The 26,931-nt window shown below is 71.0% G+C and carries 26 protein-coding genes and 1 riboswitch; of the genes, 22 read left to right on the top strand and 4 right to left on the bottom strand.

The genetic code is table 11. The features are described from left to right. Nucleotides 1-4: 4 nt before the first annotated feature. The 6 genes from rnc to ABZX11_RS03160 all read left to right on the top strand — a co-directional run bounded on the left by rnc (nt 5) and on the right by ABZX11_RS03160 (nt 5,781). Nucleotides 5-754 (top strand): ribonuclease III, encoded by a 750-nt coding sequence (gene rnc, locus ABZX11_RS03135; RefSeq protein ID WP_354909392.1) that lies wholly within the window; start codon nt 5-7, stop codon nt 752-754. A gap of 93 nt (nt 755-847) precedes the next feature. Next, a complete protein-coding gene (locus ABZX11_RS03140; protein WP_354909394.1) occupies nt 848-2,203 on the top strand; it encodes a polysaccharide lyase 6 family protein in 1,356 nt (451 codons plus the stop codon). A 44-nt stretch (nt 2,204-2,247) separates the two neighbouring features. Further along, a complete protein-coding gene (mutM, locus tag ABZX11_RS03145; RefSeq protein WP_176172308.1) occupies nt 2,248-3,114 on the top strand; it encodes a bifunctional DNA-formamidopyrimidine glycosylase/DNA-(apurinic or apyrimidinic site) lyase in 867 nt (288 codons plus the stop codon). A gap of 55 nt (nt 3,115-3,169) precedes the next feature. Next, complete coding sequence (locus tag ABZX11_RS03150) at nt 3,170-3,604, top strand: helix-turn-helix domain-containing protein (RefSeq protein ID WP_176172307.1); 435 nt, start codon at nt 3,170-3,172, stop codon at nt 3,602-3,604. A gap of 444 nt (nt 3,605-4,048) precedes the next feature. Continuing rightward, on the top strand, nt 4,049-4,606 hold the full coding sequence (locus ABZX11_RS03155) for a hypothetical protein (RefSeq protein WP_176172306.1): 558 nt from the start codon (nt 4,049-4,051) through the stop codon (nt 4,604-4,606). Beyond that, complete coding sequence (locus ABZX11_RS03160) at nt 4,603-5,781, top strand: MAB_1171c family putative transporter (protein WP_354909398.1); 1,179 nt, start codon at nt 4,603-4,605, stop codon at nt 5,779-5,781. The genes ABZX11_RS03155 and ABZX11_RS03160 overlap by 4 nt, the downstream gene beginning before the upstream one ends. A 69-nt stretch (nt 5,782-5,850) precedes the next feature. On the opposite strand, the gene ABZX11_RS03165 is transcribed toward ABZX11_RS03160, so the two are convergent. Further along, nucleotides 5,851-6,753 (bottom strand): SMP-30/gluconolactonase/LRE family protein, encoded by a 903-nt coding sequence (locus ABZX11_RS03165; protein ID WP_176172304.1) that lies wholly within the window; start codon nt 6,751-6,753, stop codon nt 5,851-5,853. A 78-nt stretch (nt 6,754-6,831) separates the two neighbouring features. On the opposite strand from ABZX11_RS03165, the gene ABZX11_RS03170 reads away from it, so the two are divergent. From ABZX11_RS03170 to ABZX11_RS03180, 3 genes are all read left to right on the top strand, one after another. Continuing rightward, nucleotides 6,832-7,155: a PadR family transcriptional regulator gene (locus ABZX11_RS03170; protein ID WP_176172303.1), complete on the top strand. Its 324-nt coding sequence runs from the start codon at nt 6,832-6,834 to the stop codon at nt 7,153-7,155. Next, on the top strand, nt 7,152-8,333 hold the full coding sequence (locus ABZX11_RS03175; protein ID WP_354909401.1) for a hypothetical protein: 1,182 nt from the start codon (nt 7,152-7,154) through the stop codon (nt 8,331-8,333). The genes ABZX11_RS03170 and ABZX11_RS03175 overlap by 4 nt, the downstream gene beginning before the upstream one ends. Before the next feature lie 101 nt (nt 8,334-8,434). Further along, nucleotides 8,435-9,394, top strand: a complete 960-nt coding sequence (locus tag ABZX11_RS03180; RefSeq protein ID WP_354909404.1) for an alpha/beta hydrolase — start codon at nt 8,435-8,437, stop codon at nt 9,392-9,394. Between the two features lie 681 nt (nt 9,395-10,075). Here the strand turns inward: ABZX11_RS03180 and ABZX11_RS03185 are convergent. Further along, complete coding sequence (locus ABZX11_RS03185) at nt 10,076-10,600, bottom strand: general stress protein (protein ID WP_176172301.1); 525 nt, start codon at nt 10,598-10,600, stop codon at nt 10,076-10,078. A 229-nt stretch (nt 10,601-10,829) separates the two neighbouring features. Between ABZX11_RS03185 and ABZX11_RS03190 the strand changes: the two genes are divergently transcribed. The 5 genes from ABZX11_RS03190 to ABZX11_RS03210 are packed head-to-tail and all read left to right on the top strand — an operon-like array spanning nt 10,830 to nt 15,970. Then, complete coding sequence (locus ABZX11_RS03190; RefSeq protein ID WP_354909833.1) at nt 10,830-12,176, top strand: glutamine synthetase family protein; 1,347 nt, start codon at nt 10,830-10,832, stop codon at nt 12,174-12,176. After that, nucleotides 12,157-12,873, top strand: coding sequence for a gamma-glutamyl-gamma-aminobutyrate hydrolase family protein (locus ABZX11_RS03195; protein ID WP_354909406.1), 717 nt, complete (start codon nt 12,157-12,159; stop codon nt 12,871-12,873). Before ABZX11_RS03190 ends, ABZX11_RS03195 begins: the two co-directional genes overlap by 20 nt. Next, a complete protein-coding gene (locus ABZX11_RS03200; protein WP_176172299.1) occupies nt 12,870-14,234 on the top strand; it encodes an aldehyde dehydrogenase family protein in 1,365 nt (454 codons plus the stop codon). Before ABZX11_RS03195 ends, ABZX11_RS03200 begins: the two co-directional genes overlap by 4 nt. Then, nucleotides 14,234-15,001 carry a 3-oxoacyl-ACP reductase gene (locus tag ABZX11_RS03205; RefSeq protein WP_176172298.1) on the top strand — a complete coding sequence of 256 codons (768 nt, stop codon included), beginning with the start codon at nt 14,234-14,236 and terminating at the stop codon, nt 14,999-15,001. Before ABZX11_RS03200 ends, ABZX11_RS03205 begins: the two co-directional genes overlap by 1 nt. A gap of 12 nt (nt 15,002-15,013) precedes the next feature. Beyond that, nucleotides 15,014-15,970, top strand: coding sequence for a cyclase family protein (locus tag ABZX11_RS03210; RefSeq protein ID WP_354909409.1), 957 nt, complete (start codon nt 15,014-15,016; stop codon nt 15,968-15,970). Here the strand turns inward: ABZX11_RS03210 and ABZX11_RS03215 are convergent. Then, nucleotides 15,967-16,164 carry a hypothetical protein gene (locus tag ABZX11_RS03215; RefSeq protein ID WP_176172297.1) on the bottom strand — a complete coding sequence of 66 codons (198 nt, stop codon included), beginning with the start codon at nt 16,162-16,164 and terminating at the stop codon, nt 15,967-15,969. The genes ABZX11_RS03210 and ABZX11_RS03215 overlap by 4 nt on opposite strands. A gap of 72 nt (nt 16,165-16,236) precedes the next feature. Here ABZX11_RS03215 and ABZX11_RS03220 point away from each other — a divergent pair, with 72 nt between their 5' ends. The 7 genes from ABZX11_RS03220 to ABZX11_RS03250 all read left to right on the top strand — a co-directional run bounded on the left by ABZX11_RS03220 (nt 16,237) and on the right by ABZX11_RS03250 (nt 25,819). Continuing rightward, on the top strand, nt 16,237-17,541 hold the full coding sequence (locus ABZX11_RS03220) for a helix-turn-helix transcriptional regulator (protein WP_354909411.1): 1,305 nt from the start codon (nt 16,237-16,239) through the stop codon (nt 17,539-17,541). A gap of 78 nt (nt 17,542-17,619) precedes the next feature. Further along, a riboswitch (glycine riboswitch) is annotated at nt 17,620-17,713 on the top strand. 134 nt (nt 17,714-17,847) lie between these two features. Then, entirely contained in the window at nt 17,848-20,679 is a 2,832-nt protein-coding gene (gene gcvP / locus ABZX11_RS03225) for an aminomethyl-transferring glycine dehydrogenase (RefSeq protein ID WP_354909835.1), read from the top strand. A gap of 4 nt (nt 20,680-20,683) precedes the next feature. Then, the gene (gene gcvT, locus ABZX11_RS03230) at nt 20,684-21,775 is read left to right on the top strand and encodes a glycine cleavage system aminomethyltransferase GcvT (RefSeq protein ID WP_354909414.1); all 1,092 of its coding nucleotides are present in this window, start codon (nt 20,684-20,686) and stop codon (nt 21,773-21,775) included. Between the two features lie 12 nt (nt 21,776-21,787). After that, nucleotides 21,788-22,165: a glycine cleavage system protein GcvH gene (gene gcvH / locus ABZX11_RS03235; protein ID WP_176172294.1), complete on the top strand. Its 378-nt coding sequence runs from the start codon at nt 21,788-21,790 to the stop codon at nt 22,163-22,165. Continuing rightward, nucleotides 22,165-23,439 carry a serine hydroxymethyltransferase gene (gene glyA / locus ABZX11_RS03240; RefSeq protein WP_354909416.1) on the top strand — a complete coding sequence of 425 codons (1,275 nt, stop codon included), beginning with the start codon at nt 22,165-22,167 and terminating at the stop codon, nt 23,437-23,439. The genes gcvH and glyA overlap by 1 nt, the downstream gene beginning before the upstream one ends. Beyond that, on the top strand, nt 23,436-24,437 hold the full coding sequence (lipA, locus tag ABZX11_RS03245) for a lipoyl synthase (protein ID WP_354909418.1): 1,002 nt from the start codon (nt 23,436-23,438) through the stop codon (nt 24,435-24,437). Before glyA ends, lipA begins: the two co-directional genes overlap by 4 nt. A gap of 14 nt (nt 24,438-24,451) precedes the next feature. Continuing rightward, entirely contained in the window at nt 24,452-25,819 is a 1,368-nt protein-coding gene (locus ABZX11_RS03250) for an L-serine ammonia-lyase (protein WP_354909420.1), read from the top strand. A 10-nt stretch (nt 25,820-25,829) separates the two neighbouring features. On the opposite strand, the gene ABZX11_RS03255 is transcribed toward ABZX11_RS03250, so the two are convergent. Continuing rightward, entirely contained in the window at nt 25,830-26,060 is a 231-nt protein-coding gene (locus ABZX11_RS03255; RefSeq protein WP_176172290.1) for a hypothetical protein, read from the bottom strand. A 115-nt stretch (nt 26,061-26,175) separates the two neighbouring features. On the opposite strand from ABZX11_RS03255, the gene ABZX11_RS03260 reads away from it, so the two are divergent. Next, nucleotides 26,176-26,895 carry an FCD domain-containing protein gene (locus tag ABZX11_RS03260; RefSeq protein WP_176172289.1) on the top strand — a complete coding sequence of 240 codons (720 nt, stop codon included), beginning with the start codon at nt 26,176-26,178 and terminating at the stop codon, nt 26,893-26,895. Nucleotides 26,896-26,931: the final 36 nt, after the last annotated feature.

A 26,931-nucleotide genomic window follows, 5' to 3' on the forward strand; every position in this document is an offset into this window, starting at 1 on the left:
CGACATGGGGGGCAAGACGCCCGGGGGACCCGCAGCCGATCCGGCGCCGTTGCTCGAAGCGCTCGGGGTCACTCTCGACCCCGAGCTGCTCCGGCTTTCGCTGACCCACCGTTCGTACGCGTACGAAAACGGGGGTCTGCCGCCGAACGAGCGGCTGGAGTTCCTCGGTGACGCCGTGCTCAGCGTCGTCGTCACCGATCACCTGTACAACACACACCCCGACCTGCCCGAAGGGCAGCTCGCGAAGCTCCGCGCCAGCGTCGTCAACATGCACGCACTGGCGCGGGTCGCGCGCGGGCTCGGCGAGGGCGGCCTCGGGGCACACCTGCTGCTGGGCAAGGGCGAAGAGCTCACCGGCGGCCGGGACAAGGCGAGCATCCTCGCCGACGGCCTGGAAGCGGTGATCGGTGCCGTCTACCTGGAACACGGCATCGAGATCGCGCGCAAGCTCGTGCACCACCTCTTCGACGGCCTGCTCGCCGAAGCGCCGCTGCGCGGTGCCGGCCTCGACTGGAAGACGAGCCTGCAGGAGCTGACCGCGTCGGCCGGACTCGGCGTGCCCGAGTACAAGGTCGAGGACACCGGGCCGGACCACCGCAAGGAGTTCACGGCCACGGTGCTGGTCGCCGGCCGCCCGCTCGGGCACGGCACCGGGTCGACGAAGAAGGAAGCCGAGCAGAAGGCCGCCGAGACGGCCTGGCGTTCGCTGTCCGCCGAACTCGAGGCGCAGAAGCAGACCGAACCGGAGTCCTGATCAGCGGGAACCCCCGTTGACGGCACCGCCCTTCCCTCCGTAGCGTGTTGATCATCCGCCGCGCGCTCGTACTCGATGGAGAGGTTTGGGCGGATGCGTCTGTTCTTCGTACCCCTGATCGCCGCGGCGCTCGTCGTCGTCCCCGGTTCGCCGGCGTCGGCCGCGCAGGTCCGCGTCACCTCGCTGGCGGCACTGCAGTCCGCGATGGACAAGGCGAACCCCGGTGACACGATCGTCCTCGCCGACGGTTCGTACTCCGCGGGCTCGACGTTGTCGATCAAGCGGTCCGGCACCGCTTCGGCGCCCGTGACGATCGCCGCCGAGCACACCGGCGCGGCGACGATCACCGGCTCGAAGACGTTCTCCTTCTCCGGAGGCGTCTCCAATGTGGTGCTGCGCGGGTTCAAGTTCCGCGGCAGCGCTTCGCTGTCGGTGCCCGCGGGCGCGTCGAACAACCGGTTGACCCGCAACGACTTCCAGCTCACCGCCGACGGGAACTGGGTCACGGTCAGCGGCGACGACACGGTGGTCGACCGCAACGTCTTCCAGAACCGCACCAGCCAGGGCGTCTTCCTGCAGATCCTCGGCCCCTCCGGCGCGATGGCGAAGCGCGTCCACGTGCACCACAACTACTTCTACAACCATCAGTTCTCCGGCTCGAACGGCGGCGAGTCGATCCGGCTGGGGCTGAGCGACCGCCAGTCGTACACCGCGAACGCGCTGATCGAGAACAACCTCTTCGAGAAGGCCGACGGCGACAGCGAGGCGATCTCGGTCAAGTCGTCCGACAACGTGGTGCGGGACAACACGATCCGGGACAGCCGGGGCTACATCGTGCTGCGCCACGGCAACCGCAGCACCGTCGAGAGGAACGTGCTGTTCGGCTCCGGCATCCGGTTCCACGGCAACGACCACAAGATCGTCGGCAACTACGTCGCCAACTCCGGCGGGCGGGCGATCGTGTTCGGCTCCGGTGACGAAGCCGACAGCGGGCCGACGAGCAAGCTCCACGACCGGCCGGACCGCGACACCGTCGCCTACAACACGGTGATCGGGTCGAGCAGCGTCATCGACGGCGACGGCGGGAACTTCAAGCCGAAGGACTGCGTGGTCGCGAACAACATCGTCAAGGGAACCTCCGGGACGCTGGTGACGCTGCCCAGCGGGTCGACGGTGAAGTACGAGGGCAACATCACCTTCGGCGGCACGGCGGGGATCCCGTCGCGCAGCGTCGACCCGAAGCTGGTCAAGGACGCCGCCGGGCTGTACCGGCTTTCGTCCGGCAGCCCGGCGATCGACGCCGGTGCCGGGTCGTACCCGTACGCGGCGAAGGACTTCGACCTGCAGGCCCGCTCGGGCACCTTCGACGTCGGTGCGGACGAGTACTTCGCCTCGGGGACGACCCGCGTTCCGCTGACGAAGGCCGACGTCGGCCCCACCGCGCCGTAGGTGCCTTTCCGAAAACTGTCGGACCCCCCGGGCACAATGGCGGCATGCCCGAACTTCCCGAGGTCGAAGTGGTCCGCTTGGGCCTGCAGGCACACGTCGCGGGGCGGACCATCCGCGAGGCGGAGGTCCTGCACCCGCGCGCCATCCGCCGGCACGCACTGGGCGCGGATGACTTCACGCTGCGGCTCGCCGGCACCCGCGTCGAAGCGGCGCGGCGGCGGGGCAAGTACCTGTGGCTGGAGCTGTCCGATAAGGAGGCGTTGCTGGCCCACCTGGGGATGAGCGGGCAGATGCTCGTCCAGCCGGAGGGCGCGCCGGACGAGAAGCACCTGCGGGTCCGGCTGCGCTTCGACGACGACGGGCCGGAGCTGCGCTTCGTCGACCAGCGGACGTTCGGCGGCCTGGCGCTGGACGACCTCAGCGACATCGGCGGCGACGTGCTGCTGCCGGACACGATCGCCCACATCGCCCGCGACCCGATGGACCCGCAGTTCGACCTCGACACGGCGGTGCGCGCGCTGCGGTCGCGGCGCACGGAGGTCAAGCGGGCCCTGCTGGACCAGACGCTGGTGTCGGGCATCGGCAACATCTACGCGGACGAAGCGTTGTGGCGCGCCCGCCTGCACTGGTCCCGCCCGACGGAGAAGCTGACCATGGCGAAGGGCCGCGAGCTGCTGACGGCGGCGTCGGACGTGATGAACGCGGCCCTGGGCGCGGGCGGCACGTCGTTCGACGCGTTGTACGTGAACGTGAACGGGCAGTCGGGGTACTTCGACCGCTCGCTGGACGCGTACGGCCAGGAGGGGCTGCCGTGCCACCGCTGCGGCACGGCGATCCGGCGGGAGCCGTTCATGAACCGCTCGTCGTTCTCGTGCCCGCGGTGCCAGCGGCGGCCGAACTCGGGTAGATAACGGGGGTTTGCCTTTCAGCTAGGATGAATATGCCTGGTAGCTGAGGGAGTGCATCGTGGTCAAGGAGCCCGGAAAGTCGACACTGGCCGACAAGATCGACCGGCTGTTCCACGTGGTCCGCAGGCCCGATCGGGAGCCGTACAGCAACGAAGAGGTGGCGAAGGCCTGCCGCGAAGCGACGGGCGAGAGTTTTTCGACGACGTACCTGTGGCAGCTGCGCACGGGCCGCCGCGACAACCCGACCAAGCGCCACCTCGAGGCACTGGCCCAGTTCTTCGGAGTCCCCCCGGCGTACTTCTTCGACGACGAGCAGAGCCGCAAGATCGCGGAGGAGCTGGCCCTGCTGGGCGCCTTGCGCGACGCGGGGGTGAGGGACTTGGCCCTGCGCGCGGTGACGTTGTCGTCGGACGGCCTGGACACGATCAGCGACATGATCGACGCAATAGCCCGAAGGGAGGCCGGCCGCGGCACCCCGAAGAGGGAGGGCTGAGGGTCGCCGCCCGGGTGGGCCCGGTGTCGGCAGGGGATTGCGGTCGGCTGCGGCGGGTCGGCGATGGGGCTTGCGAGCGGTCGCGGCGAGGCGGTGGGGTCGGCGGGCTCGCGGGGGATCGGGCCTGACTGCCGGGAGGGGCGGTAGGTGTGCGAACCAACGCCGCGCCGGTGGCGTGGGCAGGCTCGCGGGAATCGGGTTTGGCTGCGGCAGGATGGCGCGCAGCCGCCGCGAGCTCGCAGTGTCCGCGCGAACTTGTCCGCGGGGCACCACGTCTCGCGTCCCGAGGCCGTCCGGGTATCGTCGCGAACCGCCGAGCCCGCTGTGGGGAACCGCCGGCCGGGTCCGCACGTCGGATTTTTCCCCGGCCGCGCAACCAGTGGCGCTCTGCCGCGTTGATCCGGCTGGAACTGTCCGTCCGCGGCGTGGTGAAGGAGGGCTGAGGTGGCGCGACCATCGTGGCGGCGGCGACCCGCCCGCTCGCTCTGGCAGCGGGCCCGCCGGGTCGCCGATGCTGTCAGCCTGCCCCAGCCGTTCGATGCCGCCGGCTTCGTCGCCGGACTGGCCGCCGAGCGGGGGCGGCCCATCGAGCTGATGCCCGTCAGCGCTCCCGAAGGCGCGCCGTGCGGGTTGCTGATGAGCACCGAACGCGCCGACTACATCCTCTACCCGACCAACACGACCGCCCTGCACCGGCAGCACATCCTGCTGCACGAGGTCGGGCACCTGCTGTGCGGCCACGTCGGTGCCGACGCCGGCGCCGACGGCATCGCCATCGACGCCGCCGCCGGGCGGCAGCTCATGCCGAACCTCTCGCCCGAGCTCGTCCGGCGCGTGCTCGGGCGCACCACCTACACCGAAACCGAAGAGCGCGAAGCCGAACTCGTCGCCAGCCTGCTCGCGCAGCGCGTCGTCCGGCCCGCCGAGCCGCGCGAACCCGCGCCCGGCGTCCCGGACGGCGTGCGGCGCTTCGACTCCCTCTTCGGCCGCCGCACGCCGTGATCGAAAGCCTCGCCTACTACCTCTGCCTCGCCGGCTTCGCCGGGTTCGGCTACAAGCTGATCGAGGCCCGCCGCAGCCAGCCGGCGCGCACCATGTGGTTCCTCGCCGGGTTCGGCATCTGCATCGCCGCCGGCATCGTCGTGCTGACGCCGGCTATGTCGGCCCTCGCCGGTCCGGGCCCGGTGGCCGAGTGGGTCCTGAGCCTGGCCGGCGACGAGCTGAAGCTGGGGGCGATCGGCTTCGCGGTGGCGTTCACCCAGTCGGTGTGGCGCGGCGAAGGCGCCCGGCTCGCCCCGCACGCGCTGTTCACCGGAGCGACGATGGTGCTCCTGGCGGTGTGCTTCGCGCTCTCGGAGCCGCGACGCATCGGTGACAGCACGGTCTTTTCGGACGCGGGCGTGCCCTTCGCCCTGGCCGACAAGGTGGTGTTCCTGCTCTACAGCCTGGTCAGCCTCGGCCTGCTGTTCGCGGTGTTCGTCCGCAGCGCGTGGCACGCGGAGCCGGGGCCGTTGCGCGCGGGGCTGTGGCTGCTGGTGGTCGGCGTGGGCGCGGCGACCGGGTGGACGTTCTGGGACGTCGACGACGTCGTCCAGCTGGCGAAGACGGCCCGGATCGGCGCCCGCGAGGACCTCCCGTCGTCGATCCTCGCCGCGGTGACGGTCGTGTTCGTGGCGGCGGGCGCGACCCTCAGTGCGTGGTCGCCGGCGGTGACATCGGTGCTCGGCCGCTTCCGCGCGTACGGGGCGTACCGCCGCATCGAGCCACTGTGGACGGCGCTGCGCACGGCGGTCCCTGGCATCGCGCTGGACCCGGGCCGCAAGCTGGCGGGAGGAGCGGAGTTCGCGCTGTACCGCAGGGTGATCGAGATCCGCGACGGCCACCTGGCCCTCCGAGCCCACTTCGACCCGGACCTCCCGGCCCGGGCGGAGGCGGCGGCCCGCCGGGCGGGAGTCCGCGAGGCCGAGGTGGCGGCAACGGTGGAAGCGGTGACCCTGGCCGCGGCGATCGAGGCGGGCCGGGCGGGCCGCCGCTTCGAACGCGAGCCGGACCGCAGCGAGCAACCGGAGGCCGACGCGGACGTGGCCGCCGAGGCGGCCTGGCTGGTCCAGGTGAGCCGAGCCTGGCGCCGCCGCGACGCGGTGGTGGAGAAGGTGGAAGCGGCCACGCCCGGCTAGCGAGCTTCAGAGGCTGTACCCGATTCACCTGCGACCCGCCCGCCGCCGCGACCCGAGTGCACCCGTCCCTCACCGCGGATACCGGGCCCCGCTCACCGTCACCCGCAGCGTGTACACCGAGCTCGAAGCCGTGATGAACAGCTCGTTCCCCCTCGCGCCGCCGAACGTGAAGTTCGAGCACACCTCCGGGATCCGCAGCTTCCCGATCCGCGTGCCGTCCGTCGCGAAGCAGTGCAGCCCGTCGTGCGCCGCCGCCCAGACCTGCCCCTCGCTGTCCACCCGTACCCCGTCGAAGCCGCCGCTGTCGCTCGTGGCGAAGACCTCGCCGCCCGTCAGCTTCCCGTCCGGGCCGACCTCGAACACCCTGATGTGGCTCGGGTCCTGGCGCGTGTCCGCGATGTACAACCGCGACTCGTCGGCCGAGAACGCCAAGCCGTTGGGCCTGCTGAAGTCGTCCGCGACGATCTCCACCGAGCCGTCCGGCGCCGCCCGGTACACGTGGCACGCGCCGATCTCGCTCTCCGCCTTGTACCCCTCGTAATCACTGTCGATGCCGTAACTCGGGTCGGTGAACCAGATTGACCCGTCCGAGTGCTCGACCACGTCGTTCGGGCTGTTCAGCCGCTTCCCGCGGTACTCCGACGCCAGCACCGTGACCGAGCCGTCGTGCTCGGTGCGCGTCACCCGGCGGGGACCCTGCTCGCAGCTGATCAGCCGGCCACGGCGGTCCACCGTGTGACCGTTCGCGTACCCGGACGGCTGACGGAAGACCCCCACGTGACCCGTCGTCTCGTCCCAGCGCAGCGTGCGGTCGTTCGGGATGTCGCTGAACACCAGGTACCGGCCCGCCGGGAAGTACGCCGGGCCCTCGGTCCACCGGCAGCCGGTGTGCAGGCGCTGCATCCACTCGTCACCGTTGATCGGCCGGAACCGCTCGTCCAGCAGCTGGAAATCCGTTTTGACCAGGTCCATCACCCCAGAATGGCCCTCCGCCGTGCACACTACTGTGCAATGCGTGGTACCTTCCCAAGCGTAAGACTGGAGGGTGCAGTGGAGATCAGTCAGCTGCTCAAGGGTGTGCTCGACCTCGCCGTCCTCGCGGTCCTCCGCGAAGAAGACGGCTACGGGTACGACGTGCTGAGAAGACTCCGGGCCGCCGGCCTGGACGAGGTGGGGGACGCGTCGGTGTACGGGACGTTGCGGAGGCTCTACAAGGCCGGCCTGCTCACCTCGTACGTCGTGCCCAGCGAAGAGGGTCCCCACCGCAAGTACTACAGCCTGAACGAGCCGGGCCGGACGCGCCTGGCGGAGTCGGGCAAGACGTGGCAGAGCTTCGCATCGACGATGAACGTGCTTTTGGGAGAGGCAGCATGAGCGACAAGCCGACCGCCGTGCGGGTGTATCTGGCGCGGGTCCGGACCGCGCTCGCCGACCTGCCCGCGAGCGAGATCGAAGAGATCCTCGAGGACGTCCGCCCGCACCTGGCGGAACTGGAGGCCGAGCTGGGGGAGGGCGCCCGCGTCGAGGCGCTCATCGAACGGCTCGGGTCACCGGAGAGCTACGCCGCCGAGCTGCGCGCGTCCGGTGGGTACCCGGCGCCGGCGGAAGGCGCGACGCAGGTGCTCGCGACGCCCGCGCCCGGCCTGGCGAAGCCGCGGATCGCGTTGTGGGGCCTGGTGTTCTCCGCGCTGGGGCTCGCGCTGCTCGCGTTCGGCGCCACCATCACCGTCAACCCGGACGTCTTCGCCGGCTTGCTGCTGTTCGCGCCGGTGTTCGTCGTCAGCCTGGTGCTGCTGCTGCGCGGCGGGGTCGAGCCGGTGCTGGCGCTGCCCGAAGTCGGCTGGCTGCGCACCACCATGGCCAAGGGGCGCGAGCAGGAGGACGCCGGCAGGTTCCTGCGCTACGCCGGTTCGCTCAAGCCGGCGTGGTGGGTGCTGTGCGCCATCGCGCTGATCTGCTTCGGGCTGGTGTTCATGCTGCGGCACCGGGATGCGGTGCTGCTGCTGCCGTTCCTGATCCTCGCGGCGGTCGCGGCCCTGTGGGCGGGCCCGAGGGTCCGCGCGGACCGGCGGCTGCTGTGGGTGGCCGTGCCGATCTCGGCGTTCGTCATCGGCGGCGCGCTGGGCGGCTTCGGCGCCGCCCTCGACCTCTTCGCCCGCGGGAAGTCCTACTCGGGCCCGTCGACGTACTACCCGTCGGCCGACAACTACGGCAACGACCAGCTGACCTACGGCGGCCGTGACGTCGACAACGTCTACGCCTTCGACGCCGACGGCAAACCGCTGACCGAGGTCTACCTCTACGACGAAGAGGGCAGGCCGCTGACGCTGACCCGCTACGCCTGCGAGCGCTCGACCGGCGGGAAGCAGAAGATCGGCGAGGACAACCGGTTCCCCCGGCCGAAGATCGAGCAGGGCGTCACCGACGACCAGGGCAGCTACAACGGGTACAACGGCTACCGCGGTGCCTGCCGCGAGCTGGCGGGCGTGCCGTTCAGCGCGGCGATCCCGAAGGTGTCGGTGCCGCCCGCGACACCGACACCGACGAGGTAGGGAACGGACGCCGGGAGCGGAGGTCGGGGCCGCTCCTGGCGTTCACCCGATCCGAACGCGCCCGAAACGTGCCGCGAACGCGGGCGTGCTGAGCTGGGTGGGTGCTTCCGGAAGCCTTCGCCCCGCAGACCCGGGTGATCCACGGCTACGAGCGCGCCTACCGGATGGCCGGGCGCGGCCCCGTGCTGCTCTTCCTGCACGGCATCGGCGACGACTCGTCGACGTGGCTTGACCTGCTGGAGTCGCTGGCCGGCGACTTCACGGTCATCGCGCCCGACCTGCTCGGCCACGGCTTCTCGGCGAAACCGCGCGCGGACTACTCGGTGGCCGCCTACGCGTGCGGCATGCGCGACCTGCTGACCACCCTCGACGTCGACCGGGTGACGGTGGTCGGACACTCCCTCGGCGGCGGGGTCGCGATGCAGTTCGCCTACCAGTTCCCGGAGCGCTGCGAACGGCTCGTGCTGGTGGGCTCGGGCGGAGTCGGCGCGGGCGTCCACCCGCTGCTGCGCCTGGCCGCGGCGCCGGGGGCGGGGCTGGTGCTGCCGCTGCTGGGGACGCCGCCCGCGGTCGCGGCGCTGCGCGGGTTCGCCGGCCTGCTGCGGGTGTTCGAGGACACGGACCTGGACTACGTGCTGACCCGGTACGCGCGGCTGCTCGAGCGGGACACGCGCTCGGCGTTCTTGCGGACGCTGCGCTCGGTCGTCGACTGGCGCGGGCAGGTGGTCAACATGCTGGACCGCTGCTACCTGACCGAGGGCATCCCGACGCTGCTGGTGTGGGGCACGGAGGACAGCGTGGTGCCGAGCGGCCACGCGCTGCGGGCGCACCGGGCGATGCCGGGCAGCAGGCTGGTCCTCTTCGAGGGCGCCGGCCACTTCCCCCACCGGTCGGACCCGGAGCGGTTCCTGGAGATCCTGCGCGAGTTCCTGGCGGAGACACCGCCGGCCCAGTACGACCGCGCGCGCTGGGGGAAGCTGCTCCGCGCGGGCCGCCCACCGCAGCAGCGGCTGGACACGGCGGAGATCCCCGACGCGCCGACGGTGTCTTCGGGCACCTGAGCAGCCCCCGTTTTCCACGCTACCGGTGGGCGCCGACGGTTCCGGGCCATCGGCCGGGTGGGTGTGGACAAGCGGGGCTTCGGCTCGGTGTTGTGGACAACTTGGGCCGGGGGTGGTGAGTGCGCCTGGATCTGTCGGCCCGTGCCGGTAGCGTGGATTCGGGGGCTGCTCGGACCCTCGCGAGTGCGAAAACGCCGGCTGCGCGGACACGGTGTGGGAATCGCGGGCTGCTCGGACCCCCGGTCCGAGCTAGCGGCCGGACCGGTGTGGACAAGCGGGTCTTCGACTGAGTGTTGTGGACAACTCGGGCCGGGGGTGGTGAGTGCGCCCGGATTTGTCGGACCCTGCCGGTAGCGTGGAATTCGGGGGCTGCTCGGATCCTCGCGAGTGCGAAAACGCCGGCTGCGCGGACACGGTGTGGGAATCGCGGGCTGCTTGGCCCTCCCCGGTCCGAGCTAGCGGCCGGACCGGTGTGGACAAGCGGGGCTTCGGCTGAGTGTTGTGGACAACTCGGGCCGCGGGTGGTGAGCGGGCCCGGATTTGTCGGACCCTGCCGGTAGCGTGGAATTCGGGGGCTGCTCCGACACGGCGAAGGCCGCCTCCCGCAGGAGGCGGCCTTCGTGAACTACCGGATCAGCCGCCGAACGCGCTACCGGATCAGTGGCCGGACGAGCAACCGGGTCAGTGGCCGAACGCGCTCCGCGCCGCAAGGTCGGCCAGCAACGCGCGCCCCTTCTCCGCGTTACGCGGCTGGGACAGCACGTCGTACCGCCGGGCCACCAGCTGGCTCTGCGAGATGAACCCGCGCTTGTTCCGGCTCACCGCGTAGCCCAGCGCGCCGAACAGCAGGTTGAACCCGAGACCGGCGACGAGGCCGATCACGATCGGGACCAGGCCGGCGCCGGGGTTCAGCAGGCTGAGCATCAAGCCGAGGAACAGGCCGAACAGCGCACCGGAAGTCGCCGCGCTGCTCAGGACGCGGCCCCAGGACATCTTGCCCGCGACCCGCTCGACGAGCATCGGTTCCACGCCCACGATCGTGACGTCGGTGACGGGGAAGTCCGCGCCCGCGAGGTGGTCGACCGCCCGCTGTGCCTGCTCGTAGGACTCGTACGAACCGATCGGCCAGCCGGTGGGCAGGGTCGGCAGCTGGGGCCGGGCCTGCTGCTGTCCGATCGTGGTCTGCTGCGTGAATGCTGTGGTCATCGATCTCACCTCTCTTGTCCCGTCCAACGCACGGCGACCCCGGTTTCCTCCCGGACGGGCGAATTCACAGACTCTTCTCAGCCGGGCAGCCCGGACAATCCGGACACCACTCCAAAGGTTCAAAAAGATACCTTTTCCCCGGTTGACCCGGACGGGGTCACCGGGTAGGAAGGACCGGCAAAGGATTCATACCAAACCTTTGGGGCGACGGATGGCACGCAGGCGAGGCATGCTCACGCTCGACGAACTCCGGGCGCGCGTGGACGCGGGCACGATCGACACCGTGCTCGTCGCGCTCACCGACATGCAGGGCAGGCTGCAGGGCAAGCGCTGCTCGGCCGAGTACTTCCTGGACGAGGTCGTCGGCCACGCCACCGAGGCCTGCAACTACCTCCTCGCCGTCGACGTCGACATGAACACCGTCGACGGCTACGCGCTCTCCTCCTGGGACAGCGGCTACGGCGACTTCGTGCTGCGCCCCGACTTCGACACCCTGCGGGAGATCCCCTGGCAGGAGGGCACCGCGCTGGTGCTGGCCGACGTCGAGCGCGTGCAGGGCGGCGCGGTGAGCGTGTCGCCGCGGCAGATCCTGCGCCGGCAGCTCGACCGGCTCGCCGAACGCGGGCTCGCCGCCTTCGTCGGCACCGAGCTCGAGTTCATCGTCTTCGACGACACCTACGAGGCCGCCTGGGACAAGCGCTACCACGGCCTCAAGCCCGCCAACCAGTACAACGTCGACTACTCGATGCTCGGCACGGCGCGCCTCGAGCCGCTGCTGCGCCGCATCCGCAACGACATGGCGGGCGCCGGGCTCTACCCCGAATCCGCCAAGGGCGAGTGCAACCCCGGCCAGCAGGAGATCGCCTTCCGCTACACCGACGCGCTCGCCACCTGCGACAACCACAGCGTCTACAAGAACGGCGCCAAGGAGATCGCCGCGCAGGAGGGCAAGAGCCTCACCTTCATGGCGAAGTACAACGAGCGCGAGGGCAACTCCTGCCACATCCACATCAGCCTGCGCTCGACCGAGGGCCGGGCCGTCCTCGCGGGCGACAGCGAGCACGGCTTCTCGAAGCTGATGGAGCACTTCCTGGCCGGCCAGCTCGCCGGGCTGCACGAGCTGACCTACTTCTTCGCGCCGAACGTCAACTCCTACAAGCGGTTCGTACCCGGCAGCTTCGCGCCGACCGCGATCGCCTGGGGCACCGACAACCGCACGTGCGCGCTGCGTGTCGTCGGGCACGGCGAGTCGCTGCGCGTCGAGAACCGCGTGCCGGGCGGGGACGTCAACCCGTACCTCGCCGTCGCCGCGCTGATCGCCGCCGGGCTGCACGGCATCGAGAACGAGCTGGAGCTCGAAGAACCCTTCACCGGCAACGCCTACCACTCCGGCCGGGACACCGTGCCGACGACGCTGCCCGAGGCCGCCGCGGCCCTGGCCGGCAGCGAGCTGGCGCGCGCGGCCTTCGGCGACGAGGTCGTCGACCACTACCTGAACGCGGCGAAGATCGAAATCGACGCCTACAACGCCGCCGTCACCGATTGGGAGCTGATCCGTGGCTTCGAACGGCTCTGACGACCGGCCGGTCATCGGCCTCACCAGCTATCTGGAGCCGGCCAAGTTCCTGGTCTGGGAAACCGAAGCCGCGCTGCTGCACCGAGTCTACGTCGACTGCGTGGTCGCCGCGGGCGGCATCCCGGTGCTGCTGCCCCCGGTGTCCGACGCGCACGAGCGCCTGGTGTCCACTGTGGACGGGCTGGTGCTCACCGGCGGCGCCGACGTCGAGCCCGGGCGCTACGGCGCCGAGCCGCACCCGGCCACCTACGTCCGGCCGGAGCGGGACGCCTTCGAGTTCGGCCTGTTCGAAGCCGCGCGCAAAGCAGGCAAGCCGGTGCTCGGCGTGTGCCGCGGCCTGCAGGTGATGAGCGTCGCCCTCGGCGGCACCCTGACCCAGCACCTGCCGGAGGCCAGGGAAACGACCGAACACCAGCCCGCGCCGGCGACGTTCGGCCGCGGCACGGTCACCCTCGCCGAGGGCAGCCGGGCGGCGGCGATCCTCGGTCCCGAAACCAAGACGCTCTGCTACCACCACCAGGCGATCGACCGGCTCGGCGCCGGGCTGGAGCCGGTCGGGTGGGCCGCCGACGGCACGATCGAGGCCGCTGAACTCCCCGGTGAGTTCACCCTCGGCGTCCAGTGGCACCCCGAGCAGGACAGCGACGACGTCCGGCTGTTCCAGGCTCTCGTCGAAGCGAGCAAGGAGAACCGATGACCACCTTTGACGTCCTCAACCCGGCCACCGAGGAGGTGGTGCGGAGCGTCCCGCTGACCAGCGCCGAAGAGACCGACGCGGCGATCGCCCGCGCCCACGCGGCCTTCCCGGGCTGGCGCGACGTCACCCCCGGCGACCGCGCCCGGCTGCTGCGCCGCTTCGCCGACGCCGTCGAGGCCGACATCGAAAACCTCGCCCGCCTGGAGGTCGAGAACTCCGGGCACACCATCGGCAACGCCCGCTGGGAAGCAGGCAACGTCCGCGACGTCCTCAACTACTACTCCGCCGCCCCGGAACGCCTGATCGGCAAGCAGATCCCGGTGCCTGGCGGCATCAACGTCACCTTCCAGGAGCCCCTGGGCGTGGTCGGCGTGATCGTCCCGTGGAACTTCCCGATGCCGATCGCCGGCTGGGGGTTCGCGCCCGCGCTCGCCGCCGGGAACACCGTCGTCCTCAAGCCCGCCGAGCTGACGCCGCTGACCGCCATCCGGCTGGCCGAGCTGGCGCGGGAGGCGGGCATCCCCGAGGACGTCTTCCAGGTGCTGCCCGGCAAGGGGTCCGTGGTGGGGCAGCGGTTCGTGGACCACCCGGGCGTGCGCAAGGTCGTCTTCACCGGCTCGACAGAGGTCGGCAAACAGATCATGGCCGGCTGCGCGGCGCAGGTGAAGCGCGTGACGCTGGAGCTGGGCGGCAAGAACGCGAACATCGTCTTCGCCGACTCCGACCTGGAGAAAGCCGCCGCGACCGCGCCCTACGGCGTCTTCGACAACGCCGGCCAGGACTGCTGCGCCCGCTCGCTCATCCTGGTGCAGGCGAGCGCGTACGACCGCTTCATGGAACTCCTGGAGCCCGCGGTGCACGGCGTCGTCGTCGGCGACCCCGGCGACGAGAAGACCGAGATGGGCCCGCTGATCTCGGCCGCGCACCGGGCGAAGGTCGCCTCCTACGTGCCGGAAGACGCGCCCGTCGCGTTCCGCGGCACCGCCCCCGATGGCCGCGGCTTCTGGTTCCCGCCGACCGTCCTGACCCCGCCCGACCTGCGGCACCCGGCCGCGGCGGAGGAGGTCTTCGGCCCGGTCGTCGCCGTCGTGCCGTTCGCGGAGGAGGCCGACGCGATCCGGATGGCCAACGCGACCGAGTACGGCCTGTCGGGGTCGATCTGGACCCGCGACGCCGGTCGCGCGTTCCGAGTTGCGCGCGGCGTCGAATCCGGCAACCTCTCGGTGAACTCGCACTCGTCGGTGCGCTACTGGACGCCGTTCGGCGGCTTCAAGCAGTCCGGTCTCGGCCGCGAGCTCGGCCCGGACGCCGCCGCGGCGTTCACCGAAACCAAGAACGTCTTTCTGAGCACGGAGGAGTAATGGTCCAGCGTTTCGAAGGCCGCGTCGCGGTCATCACCGGCGGCGCCAGCGGCATCGGGCTCGCCTCGGCCCGGCGCCTGGCGAGCGAAGGCGCGAAGGTCGTCATCGCGGACCTCTCGCCGGCCGAGGGCAAGGCGGCCGCCGACGAGATCGGCGGCGCGTTCATCCAGACCGACGTCACCGACGCCGAGCAGGTCGAGAACCTGTTCCACAGCACGGTCGAGCAGTTCGGCTCGGTCGACGTCGCGTTCAACAACGCCGGCATCTCCCCGCCCGAGGACGACTCCATCCTGACCACCGGCATCGAGGCGTGGGACCGCGTGCAGCGGGTCAACCTGACTTCGGTGTACCACTGCTGCAAGGCCGTCCTGCCGCACATGCAGCGCCAGGGCAAGGGCTCGATCATCAACACGGCGTCGTTCGTGGCGGTGATGGGCGCGGCGACCTCGCAGATCTCCTACACCGCGTCCAAGGGCGGCGTGCTCGCGATGAGCCGCGAGCTGGGCGTCCAGTTCGCGCGGGAGAACATCCGCGTCAACGCGCTGTGCCCGGGACCGGTGAACACCCCGCTGCTCAAGGAGCTGTTCGCCAAGGACCCGGAACGCGCGGCGCGGCGGCTGGTGCACGTCCCGGTCGGCCGCTTCGCCGAGCCGGAGGAGATCGCGGCCGCGGTGGCGTTCCTGGCCAGTGACGACGCCAGCTTCATCACGGCCTCGCAGTTCCTGGTCGACGGCGGCATTTCGGGGGCGTACGTCACCCCGATCTGACAAGCTGGCGCGATGACGGCAGAGCGGTTGGTGCCCACCCAGGACGACGTGCTCGGGTACTTCGACGCGCTGTCGAACTGGGGGCGATGGGGCGAAGACGACGAGCTCGGCACGCTGAACCACATCACCGACGACGTCCGGCTGGCGTCGGCGCGGGCCGTGCGCCACGGCCGGAGCGTGTCGTGCGCGTGGGAGGTGGCCGTGCCCGAAGAGATGGAGCGGTCGACGACGACGTGCCCGTGCTTCGCCGAGATGCCGGGTGCGGAGAACATGCCGTTGCCCGGGTTCCGCAACGACCGGCACTGGGGCTACTCGAACGAGCGCCTCGGCATCCTGTTCCACGGCAACACGATCACCCACGTCGACTCGCCGTGCCACATCTTCTGGGACGGCAAGATGTACAACGGGCGGTCGCACGCGCTGGTCGGCGCCGAGACGGGAGCGGCGTGGGGAGCCGTCACGGCGGCGGCGGACGGAATCGTCACGCGCGGGGTCCTGCTGGACATCGCGAAGGTCCGCGGTGTGCCTTCGCTGCAACCGGGTGATGGGGTGTTCCCCGGCGACCTCGAGGAGGCCGAGCGCCGCCAGGGTGTCCGGGTGCGCTCCGGCGACGCGGTCCTCCTGCGGACCGGCTACGGCCGCGTCCGGCACGAGGCCGGGCCGTCCGGCGGCGTCACGCAGGCCGGCTGGCACGCGTCCTGCCTGCCGTGGCTGCACGAACGGGGAGTGGCGCTGATCGGTGCCGACACGCCCACCGACGTCCAGCCGTCGGGGTACGACGACCTGGCGATGCCGGTGCACACCGTGGGCCTCGTCGCGATGGGCCTCTGGCTGCTCGACAACTGCGACCTCGAGGCGTGCGCGGCGACGGCCGCCGAACTCGGCCAGTGGGACTTCCAGCTCGCCGTCGCGCCGGTCCGCTTCGCCGGCACGTCCGGCAGCCCCGTCAACCCGATCGCCACGTTCTAGCGGCGCGTCGGTTTCTTGACGCCGTAGACCTCCTTGAGGAACTTCCAGGCGGCGTTGAGCCGCTTGCGCTCCTCGGACAGGAGCCGTTCGCGGCGGCGAAGGACGCGGGTGGCGACCTCGGAGGCGAGGAAGGCGCCGGCGGCGAAGGTCAGCACGCCGACGATCAGGGTCAGGGCGATGACGGTGGTGGTCATGGTGACCAGCGTCGGAGCGCCGCGGGCGGGTCGTCCCTGCGCAAAGCTAGCCGGTTTCGTTAGCTTTGTGAGGTGACGCACTGGCGCGCCGACGAGTGGGCGGATGCGGTCCGGGCCGGCATCCGCTCGCGGGGCCTCTCCCTGGACGAGGCCGCCCGGCGCATCGGCGTTCCGACGTCGACCCTGCGGAGCTGGATCGAGCACCGGCACGCGCCGAAGGTGACGGTGTTCGACCACTGGGCCCAGCTCGCCGAGGTCACCGGGCTGGGGGAGGCCGAGCTGCTGCGCGTCGCCGGGGTCCTGCCCGACAGCCTCGCGAGCCCGGTGCACGTGGCCCAGGCGGCGAAGGCGCTGCGGGAAGGCATCGACCGGGCCGGGCAGTTCCTCCGGCAGGCCACCGCGCTCGTCTACTCCTCGCCCGGCACGCAGGTGGCCAACGCGATCGCCGCGTCGCCGATCGACTGGGAGATGCGGATCCGCTCGGCCACCCGCGGCGACGAGGTCCGCATCACCTACCACCACTACGTCGGGATCGTGCCGCCGCGGGACCTGCCGCACGACGACGCCGAGGTGCGCCGGATCATCGAGCACGACGTCCTCGGCGAGCTGTGGCGGCCGCTCGGGCTCTACTGGCGGGTCGCCGAGGTGCACGACTGGCACGAGCCGCCCCGGCTGGTCATCCAGGTGCCCGAGCAGGAGGCGACGCGGCCGCCCGTGCCGTCGCCGGTCGTCGCCGCGCCGCCGGTCGTCGTGCTGTCGCCGATCTGGGGCTACGGCGAGCTGCTGGCCTCGCTGGTCGCCGACGGGCTCGGGTTCGGCAACGTCGACTTCCGCTACTCCGGCCTCCCCGACGCGATGGCGGACCGGGTCCGCCTCACCGCGCGTGAGCTGGCCGGACCCGCTCCGCGGCTGGTGCACTCGGTGCCGCCGATCATGCTGCTGCACGGCCTCGCCGTGCCGGACCTGACCGGCCGCCTGCCGATCGTGGTCCGCTACGGCCCCCGCATGCGCGCCCGCGCGGCGCGCATCTACCGCGAGCCGCTGCTGGAGGCCGGGTTCGCCGACCCCGAAGAGGGCGCGAAAGCGATCGAAGACGCCCTCTCGGTCCCGCCGGGCTGCGCGTACTTCGAGGTGACGCTGGCGGACGAGGACGTCTTCGACGGCGACCGCCCCTCGCTCGACCGGCTCAACGACGCGGTGGCCTGGCACGCCGAGCAGGTCGTCGAACAGGTCCTGCTGGGCGCGGGCCTGCCGCCGGTGCCGCTCGGCGGCCCGTTGAAACGCCTGGTCCTGCCGTCCGGCCGGGTGCGCCGCCCGCCCGTGCTGGCCGGCCGGGTGGTCCGCCGGGTCGCGGATCGAGCCCGGCTTGAAGACTGATGTGGTGTTGGCCGGGTGATGTAGACGGACCTCGAACCCGGCAGGTACCGTGACCGTCACAACTGCAGATCGGGCCGTCGAGCCGAGGCGGGAGAGCCCTCACGAAGTCGGTGGGGCACCGAAGGAGCAAACTCCCCGGAATCTCTCAGGTACCCGCTACCGCCTCGCGCGAGGCCACTCTGGAAAGCAGGCGCACCCGCGTCTCACCCAAGGTGAAAGCCGCTCCACGAGCGGTGAAACTCTCAGGTGCCATGACAGAGGGGGAGTTCCAGCGCACCAGTGTGTGCCCGGCCCAAGGAGCTCCCGATCACCTCCACGCAGTTCGATGCCCGCCACATCGGCCCGTCCGAGGCCGAACGCGCGAAGATGCTGGCCGAGTGCGGCTACGGCAGCCTGGACGCCCTCGTCGGCGCCGCCGTCCCGAGCGCCATCCGCGCCACCCGTGACCTGGTCCTCCCGTCCGCTGCCTCCGAAGAAGAGGCCACCGCGGAGCTGCGTGCCCTCGCCGCGCGCAACCGGCCGATGACGCAGATGATCGGCCTGGGCTACTCCGACACCGTCACCCCCGGCGTGATCCGCCGGAACGTCCTCGAGAACCCGGCCTGGTACACCGCGTACACGCCCTACCAGCCGGAAATCTCGCAGGGGCGCCTCGAAGCCCTCCTCAACTTCCAGACGATGGTCGCCGACCTGACCGGCCTGGCCACCGCGAACGCCTCGCTGCTGGACGAGTCGACCGCCGTCGCCGAAGCCGTCACGCTGATGCGCCGCGCGTCGAAGTCCAAGTCGAACAAGGTCGTGCTGGACGCCGAGTGCCTGCCGCAGACCATCGCCGTCGTGCGCACCCGCGTCGAGGCGCTCGGCATCGAGGTCGAGGTCCGCGACCTGCTCACCGGCCTGCCGGACGAGTTCTTCGGCGTCGTCGTCCAGTACCCCGGCGCGTCCGGTGTGCTGCGCGGCCGCGGCTTCTACCACGCGATTTCCGAGTCGGCCAAGGCTGCGGGCGCGCTGTACACCGTCGCCGCCGACCTGCTCGCGCTCACCCTGATCACCTCGCCCGGCGAGTTCGGCGCCGACGTCGCCGCGGGCTCGACCCAGCGCTTCGGCGTCCCGCTCGGCTACGGCGGCCCGCACGCCGGGTACATGTCCGTCCGCGCCGGCCTCGAGCGCTCGCTGCCCGGCCGCCTGGTCGGTGTCTCGGTCGACGCCGACGGCAACCCCGCCTACCGGCTCGCGCTGCAGACGCGGGAGCAGCACATCCGCCGCGAGAAGGCGACGTCGAACATCTGCACCGCGCAGGTCCTCCCGGCCGTGCTCGCCGCGATGTACGCCGTCTACCACGGCCCGGACGGCCTGAAGAAGATCGCCCAGCGCGTCCACGGCCTCGCCGCGGGCTTCGCCGAGGCGCTGCGCAAGACCGGCGTCGAGGTCGTGCACGAGTCCTTCTTCGACACCGTCGTCGCGCGCGTCCCGGGCGGGGCCGCCGAGGTCCACGCGGCCGCCCGCGAGGCCGGGATCAACCTCGGGCACGTCGACGCCGACCACGTCCGCGTCGCCTTCGACGAGGTCAGCACCCCCGCGATCACCGCGAAGGTCCTTCGCGCGTTCGGCGTCGAAGAAGAGGCCGGCGACGGTGTCGCGCTGCCCAGCGGCCTGGCCCGCGAGAGCGGCTTCATGGGCCACGAGGTCTTCGGCACCCACCGCTCCGAGACGGCGATGCTGCGCTACCTGCGCAAGCTGTCCGACCTGGACTACGCCCTCGACCGCGGCATGATCCCGCTCGGCTCCTGCACGATGAAGCTCAACGCCACCACCGAGATGGAGCCGATCAGCTGGCGCGAGTTCGCCGGCATCCACCCGTTCGCCCCGGCCGAGGACGCCGAGGGCTACCACGTCCTCGTCGCCCAGCTCGCCGAGTGGCTGGCCGAGGTCACCGGCTACGACAAGGTGTCGCTGCAGCCGAACGCGGGCAGCCAGGGCGAGCTGGCCGGGCTCCTGGCCATCCGCGCGTACCACCGCGCGAACGGCGGCGAGGCCCGTGACATCTGCCTGATCCCGTCGTCCGCGCACGGCACCAACGCCGCCTCCGCGGTGCTCGCCGGGATGCGCGTGGTCGTCGTCAAGTGCACCGACGAGGGCAACGTCGACCTGGCCGACCTGCGGTCCAAGGTGGACGCCCACAAGGACACCCTCGCCGCGATCATGGTGACGTACCCGTCCACGCACGGCGTGTATGAGCACGACATCGACGAGCTGGCGAAGATCGTCCACGACGGCGGCGGCCAGGTGTACGTCGACGGCGCGAACCTCAACGCGCTGCTCGGGCTGGCCAAGCCGGGCGAGTTCGGCGGCGACGTCTCGCACCTGAACCTGCACAAGACCTTCTGCATCCCGCACGGCGGTGGCGGCCCCGGCGTCGGCCCGGTCGCGGTGCGCGCGCACCTCGCGCCCTACCTGCCGAACCACCCGCTGCTCGACGCGGCCGGTCCCGAGACCGGCGTCGGCCCGATCAGCGGCGCGCCCTACGGCTCGGCGTCGATCCTGCCGATCTCCTGGGCCTACGTCCGGATGATGGGCGCGCCCGGCCTGACCGCGGCCACCAAGGTCGCCGTGCTGGCCGCGAACTACGTGGCTTCGCGGCTCGCGCCGCACTACCCGGTGCTCTACACCGGCCAGGACGGCCTGGTCGCGCACGAGTGCATCCTCGACCTGCGCCAGATCACCAAGGAGACCGGCGTGACGGTCGACGACGTCGCCAAGCGGCTCATCGACTACGGCTTCCACGCGCCGACCATGTCGTTCCCGGTCGCCGGCACGCTGATGGTCGAGCCGACCGAGTCCGAGGACCTGGGCGAGATCGACCGGTTCTGCGACGCGATGATCGCCATCCGCGCCGAGATCGACGAGGTCGCAGGCGGCAAGTGGAGCGCCGAGGAGTCGCCGCTGCGCGGGGCCCCGCACACGGCCGAGACGCTGGTCGGGGAGTGGGACAAGCGCTACGACCGGGAGCTGGCCGTGTACCCGGCGGGTGTTTCGCGCAAGAACAAGTACTGGCCCCCGGTGCGTCGCATCGACGGCGCCCGCGGCGACCGTAACCTCGTGTGCTCCTGCCCGCCCCTCAACGCTTACGAAGGCTGAACCCGTGTCTCGCGAAACCTCTCTGCACGGAGTCCACAAGGGACTCGGTGCGCTGTTCACCGACTTCGCCGGCTGGTCCATGCCGGTCCGCTACGCCAGCGAGCTGGCCGAGCACAAGGCCGTCCGCGAGGCGGCCGGGCTGTTCGACCTCTCGCACATGGCCGAGATCCACGTCACCGGCAAGCAGGCGGCCGACGTCCTGGACTTCGCGCTGGTCGGCAACCTGACCGGGGTCAAGCCGGGCCGGGCGCGGTACACGATGATCTGCAACGCCGACGGCGGCGTCCTGGACGACCTGGTCGTCTACCGGCTGGAAGACGAGCACTACCTGGTCGTCGCGAACGCGGGCAACGCGAAGGTCGTCGCGGACGCCCTCGCCGAGCGGGTCGCGGGCTTCGACGCCGTCGTGGACGACAAGTCCGAAACCACCGCGCTGATCGCCGTCCAGGGCCCCAAGGCCGTCGAGATCCTGGGCGCGGTCACCGACGCCGACCTGGACGCGCTGAAGTACTACGCCAGCGTCCCGGCCTCGGTGAAGGGCCACGACGTCCTCCTGGCCCGCACCGGCTACACCGGCGAGGACGGCTTCGAGCTGTTCGTCGACGCCGACGAGGCCCCGGCGCTGTGGCGCCTGCTGCTGGAGGCCGGCGAGCCGCACGGCCTGGTCCCGGCCGGTCTCGCCTGCCGTGACACGCTGCGCCTCGAAGCCGGGATGCCGCTGTACGGCAACGAACTCACCGTCGAGCAGAGCCCCTTCGAAGCCGGGCTCGGCCGCGTGGTCAAGTTCGAGAAGCCGGGCGACTTCGTCGGCCGCGCGGCTCTGGAGGAGCGGTCCAAGCAGGACGTCCCGCGCGTGCGGGTGGGGCTGAAGGGCGCCGGTCGCCGAGCCCCGCGGCACGGCTACAAGCTGCTGGCCGACGGCACCGAGATCGGGGAAGTGACCAGCGGCGCGCTGTCGCCCACGCTGGGTTACCCGATCGCCATGGCGTACGTCGATCGGGCGTACGCCGAGCCCGGCACCGAGCTCTCCGTCGACATCCGGGGCAGGATCGAGCCCGTCGAGGTCGTCGCCCTGCCCTTCTACTCCCGCGCGTAAAGGACTTCCCCTGTGAGCATCCCCGAGAACCTGCAGTACACCAAGGAACACGAGTGGCTGAAGGTCGAGGACGGCATCGCCACCGTCGGCATCACCGCCTTCGCCGCCGAATCCCTCGGTGACATCGTGTTCGTCCAGCTGCCCGACCCGGGCTCGGCCATCACCGCCGGCGAGGTGTTCGGCGAGGTCGAGTCGACCAAGTCGGTCAGCGAGCTGTACGCGCCGGTCTCCGGCGAGGTCGTCGAGGTGAACGGCACCACATCGGACACCCCCGAGGTCATCAACTCCGACCCGTACACCGAAGGATGGCTCCTGAAGGTGCGTCTGACCGGGGACGTGCCGGACCTGCTCGACGCCGCCGCCTACGCCGCGCACACCCAGGAGAACTGATGACGACTTTCGACGCCCCCCTCGCCGACGTCGACCCCGAGGTCGCCGCGGCCGTCGCCGACGAGCTGACCCGCCAGCAGTCCACCCTGGAGATGATCGCTTCCGAGAACTTCGCCCCGGTGGGCGTGCTCGAGGCGCAGGGCTCGGTGCTGACCAACAAGTACGCCGAGGGCTACCCCGGCCGCCGCTACTACGGCGGCTGCGAGCACGTCGACGTCGTCGAGCAGCTCGCCATCGACCGCGCGAAGGCCCTCTTCGGCGCCGAGCACGCCAACGTCCAGCCGCACTCGGGCGCGCAGGCCAACGCGGCCGCGATGTTCGCCGTGCTCAAGCCGGGCGACACGATCCTCGGCCTCGACCTGGCGCACGGCGGTCACCTGACGCACGGGATGAAGATCAACTTCTCGGGCAAGCTCTACAACGTGGTCGCCTACCACGTCGACAAGGAGACCGGGATCGTCGACCTGGCCGAGATCGAGCGGCTGGCCGTCGAGCACGAGCCGAAGCTGATCATCGCCGGCTGGTCGGCCTACCCGCGTCAGCTCGACTTCGCCGAGTTCCGCCGGATCGCGGACAAGGTCGGCGCGAAGCTGATGGTGGACATGGCGCACTTCGCCGGGCTGGTCGCGGCCGGGCTGCACCCGTCGCCGGTGCCGCACGCCGACATCGTCACCACGACCACGCACAAGACCCTCGGCGGCCCGCGCGGCGGGCTCATCCTCAGCCGCGAGGAGCTGGCGAAGAAGATCAACTCGGCGGTGTTCCCCGGCCAGCAGGGCGGGCCGCTGGAACACGTCATCGCGGCCAAGGCCGTCGCGCTGAAGATCGCCGCGAGCGAGGAGTTCAAGGAGCGCCAGCAGCGCACCCTCGAAGGCTCGCGGATCCTGGCCGAGCGGCTGTCGCAGTCGGACTGCGCCGACGCCGGGGTCCGGGTGCTGACCGGCGGCACCGACGTCCACCTGGTGCTCGTCGACCTCGTCCAGTCCACTCTGGACGGCCAGCAGGCCGAGGACCGGCTGCACGAGGTCGGCATCACGGTCAACCGCAACGCCGTCCCGTTCGACCCGCGGCCGCCGATGATCACCTCCGGCCTGCGGATCGGCACGCCGGCGCTGGCCACCCGCGGATTCCAGGCGGAAGACTTCACCGAGGTCGCCGACGTCATCGCCGAGGCGTTGAAGCCGGACTTCGACGACGCCGTGCGCGCCAAGCTGCGCGACCGCGTCGAGACCCTCGCGAAGAAGCACCCGCTGTACGCGGACCTGTCCCGATGAGCGCTCAGCCCGAAGGGCGGAAGCTGCTGCGTCTCGAGGTTCGCAACAGTGAGACGCCGATCGAGAAGAAGCCGTCGTGGATCAAGACGCGGGTGCGGATGGGGCCGGAGTTCACGGAGCTCAAGGGTCTGGTTCGTCGTGAGGGTCTGCACACGGTGTGTGAAGAGGCGGGTTGTCCCAACATTTACGAGTGCTGGGAGGACCGTGAGGCGACGTTTCTGATCGGTGGGGATCAGTGCACGCGGCGGTGTGATTTCTGTCAGATCGACACGGGGAAACCCGCGGTTCTCGACCGGGCTGAGCCGCGGAAGGTGGCGGAGTCGGTGCAGGCCATGGGCTTGCGGTACTCCACCGTCACCGGTGTCGCCCGTGACGACCTGGAGGACGGCGGCGCGTGGCTGTATGCCGAGACTGTCCGGCAGATCCACGCGCTGAACCCCGGTACCGGTGTGGAGCTGTTGATCCCGGACTTCAACGCGGATCCGGCGCAGTTGGCCGAGGTGTTCGGGTCGCGGCCGGAGGTGCTGGCGCACAATGTGGAGACGGTGCCGCGGATTTTCAAGCGGATCCGTCCCGGTTTCCGCTACGCGCGGTCGTTGGAAGTCATCACGGCGGCGCGTGAGGCCGGTCTGGTGACGAAGTCGAATTTGATCCTCGGCATGGGTGAGACGCCTGACGAGGTGGCTCCGGCGATGCGGGATCTGGTGGACGCGGGGTGCGAGATCTTGACGATCACGCAGTATCTGCGTCCGTCGCCGCGGCATCACCCGGTGGATCGGTGGGTCAAGCCGGAGGAGTTCGTGGAGCACTCCAAGGCCGCGGAGGCGATGGGTTTCGCGGGTGTGATGGCGGGGCCGTTGGTGCGGTCTTCGTACCGCGCGGGACGGCTCTACGCCCAGACCAAGCGTTACCGTGGAGAAGAGCTGCCGGAAAACCTGGCCCACCTCGCCGACCAGGGCCCGGCTTCGCAAGAAGCCAGCTCCCTGCTGGCGCGATAGGAAGGGGCGGATCAATGGCGATCAGCGTCTTCGACCTGTTTTCCATCGGCATCGGCCCGTCGAGCTCCCACACCGTCGGGCCGATGCGGGCCGCACTGACCTTTGTGGACGGACTCGGCGACGACCTCGCGCGGACGTCCCGCGTGCAGGCCGAGCTGTTCGGCTCGCTCGGCGCGACCGGCTTCGGCCACGGCAGCGACAAAGCCGTCCTGCTCGGGCTCTCGGGTGAGCGTCCCGAAGAGATCGACACCGACACCGTGCCCGTCCGCATCGCGGAAATCCGCGAGTCCGGGCGGCTGCGCCTGGCCGGCACGCACGAGATCGCGTTCGACGAGGACACCGACCTCACCATGCACCGGCGCAAGTCGTTGCCCGCGCACCCGAACGGCATGGTGTTCCGCGCGTTCGACGCGGCGGGCTCGCTGCTGCGCGAGCGCACGTACTACTCGGTCGGCGGCGGCTTCGTCCGCGACGAGTCGTACGAGACGGACACGGTGTTCGTCGAGGACTCGACACCGGTGCCGTACCCGTTCCGCACCGGCGCGGACCTCCTGGCGCACTGCGCGTCGACGGGGAAGCCGATCAGCGAGATCATGCTGGCGAATGAGCTGTCCTGGCGCACCGCCGAGGAAGTCCGGGAAGGACTCCTGGACATCTGGGCGGTCATGGCGGAGTGCGTCCGCAACGGCTGCACCCACGAAGGCGTCCTGCCGGGCGGCCTGAAGGTGCCGCGGCGGGCCCGCGCGCTGCACGAAAAGCTCCTGGCCGAGGACGGCGCGGACGACCCGCTCTACGCGATGGACTGGGTGAGCCTGTACGCCCTCGCCGTCAACGAGGAGAACGCGGCAGGCGGCCGGGTGGTGACGGCACCGACCAACGGCGCGGCCGGCATCATCCCGGCGGTGCTGCACTACTACCAGCGCTTCATCCGGCACTCGTCGGACGACGGGATCGTGACGTTCCTGCTCACCGCGGGCGCGATCGGCTCGATCCTCAAGCAGACGGGCTCGATCTCCGGGGCGGAGGTCGGCTGCCAGGGCGAGGTCGGCTCGGCCTCGGCGATGGCGGCGGCCGGGCTGACGGAAGTGCTCGGCGGAACACCGGCCCAGGTGGAGAACGCGGCGGAGATCGGCGTCGAGCACCACCTCGGGCTCACCTGCGACCCGGTCGGCGGCCTGGTCCAGATCCCGTGCATCGAGCGCAACGCGGTCGGAGCGTCGAAGGCGATCCACGCGGCCCGCATGGCCATGCGCGGCGACGGCAGCCACGTGGTCACGCTGGACAAGGCGATCAAGACGATGCGCGAGACGGGCGCGGACATGAGCGTGAAGTACAAGGAGACCGCCCGCGGCGGCCTGGCGGTGAACGTCATCGAGTGCTGACGCGGCGGCGTCAGTCCCGGTGTTCCTCCGGCTCGGTCGCCAGCTTCAGCCCGACCTCCACGAGCGTCCACCCGAGCTGCTGCTTCCTCGTCCCCGCGCGGCGGCGGGGGGTCGCCCGGCCGGGTGGGCGGTTGCGGACGCCGCGGCGCAGCTCGTTCTCTCGTTCGTGGACCAGATCTTCGGCCATCAGGAAGTGCACCGGATCGCCCCCTGCGTCGATGTTCGGTGTCGGTGGTCCCATCGTTGCCGAGAGTGCCCGTCCGCTCCACCGGTTTTTCTGCCCGCGAAACACCAGTGTCACCGACAGCGACCGGGGTTGGCCACTCCGAAGGTGCCCCGCGGCCTAGACTCGCGGGATGGAGTCGACCTCGGTGGTGAATGCCGGCGAAGCGCTGTTCCGGCCGGTCCGCACCGGCAACGCCTTCGAGGAGACCGTCGAACGGCTGCTGCAGGCCATCCGGCTGGGCGTCGTCGGCGCGGGGGAGCGGCTGCCTTCCGAACGCGAGCTCGCCGAGCGGCTCGGCGTGAGCCGCGTCACGCTGCGCGAGGCCATCCGGGCCCTCTCCGACGCCGGTTACGTCGAGTCACGGCGGGGCCGGTACGGCGGCACGTTCGTGCACGACACCCTGCCCGCCCCGCCCGAGCCCGGCGGCAAGGTCGACCCCGCCACGCTGGAGGACGCGCTCAGCCTCCGCTACGTCCTCGAGACCGGCGCCGCCGAGATGGCCGCCGCCCGGTCGCTCAGCCCGGCCGACCGGCAGCACCTCACCGGCACCCTCGCCGAGGCCGCGGGCGCGGACCTGGACGACTACCGCCGCCGGGACTCCCGGCTGCACCTGGCCATCGCCGAGGTGACCGCCTCCGGCTCGCTGACCACCGCGGTGGCCGACGCCCGCACCCGCGTCAACCAGCTGCTCGACCGCATCCCGCTGCTCCCGCCCAACCTCGAGCACTCGAACGCCCAGCACGAGGCGATCGTCGACGCGATACTGGCCGGTGACGCGCCCGCCGCCCGCCGGGCGATGGCCGAACACATCGAAGGCACCGCTTCGCTGCTCCGGGCGTTCCTGTCCTGACGATGTCCTGATCTTCATCGGAATCGAACAATTCGC

The organism is Amycolatopsis sp. NPDC004169 (assembly GCF_040610315.1).
In the GTDB taxonomy this organism is placed as follows: Bacteria; Actinomycetota; Actinomycetes; order Mycobacteriales; family Pseudonocardiaceae; genus Amycolatopsis.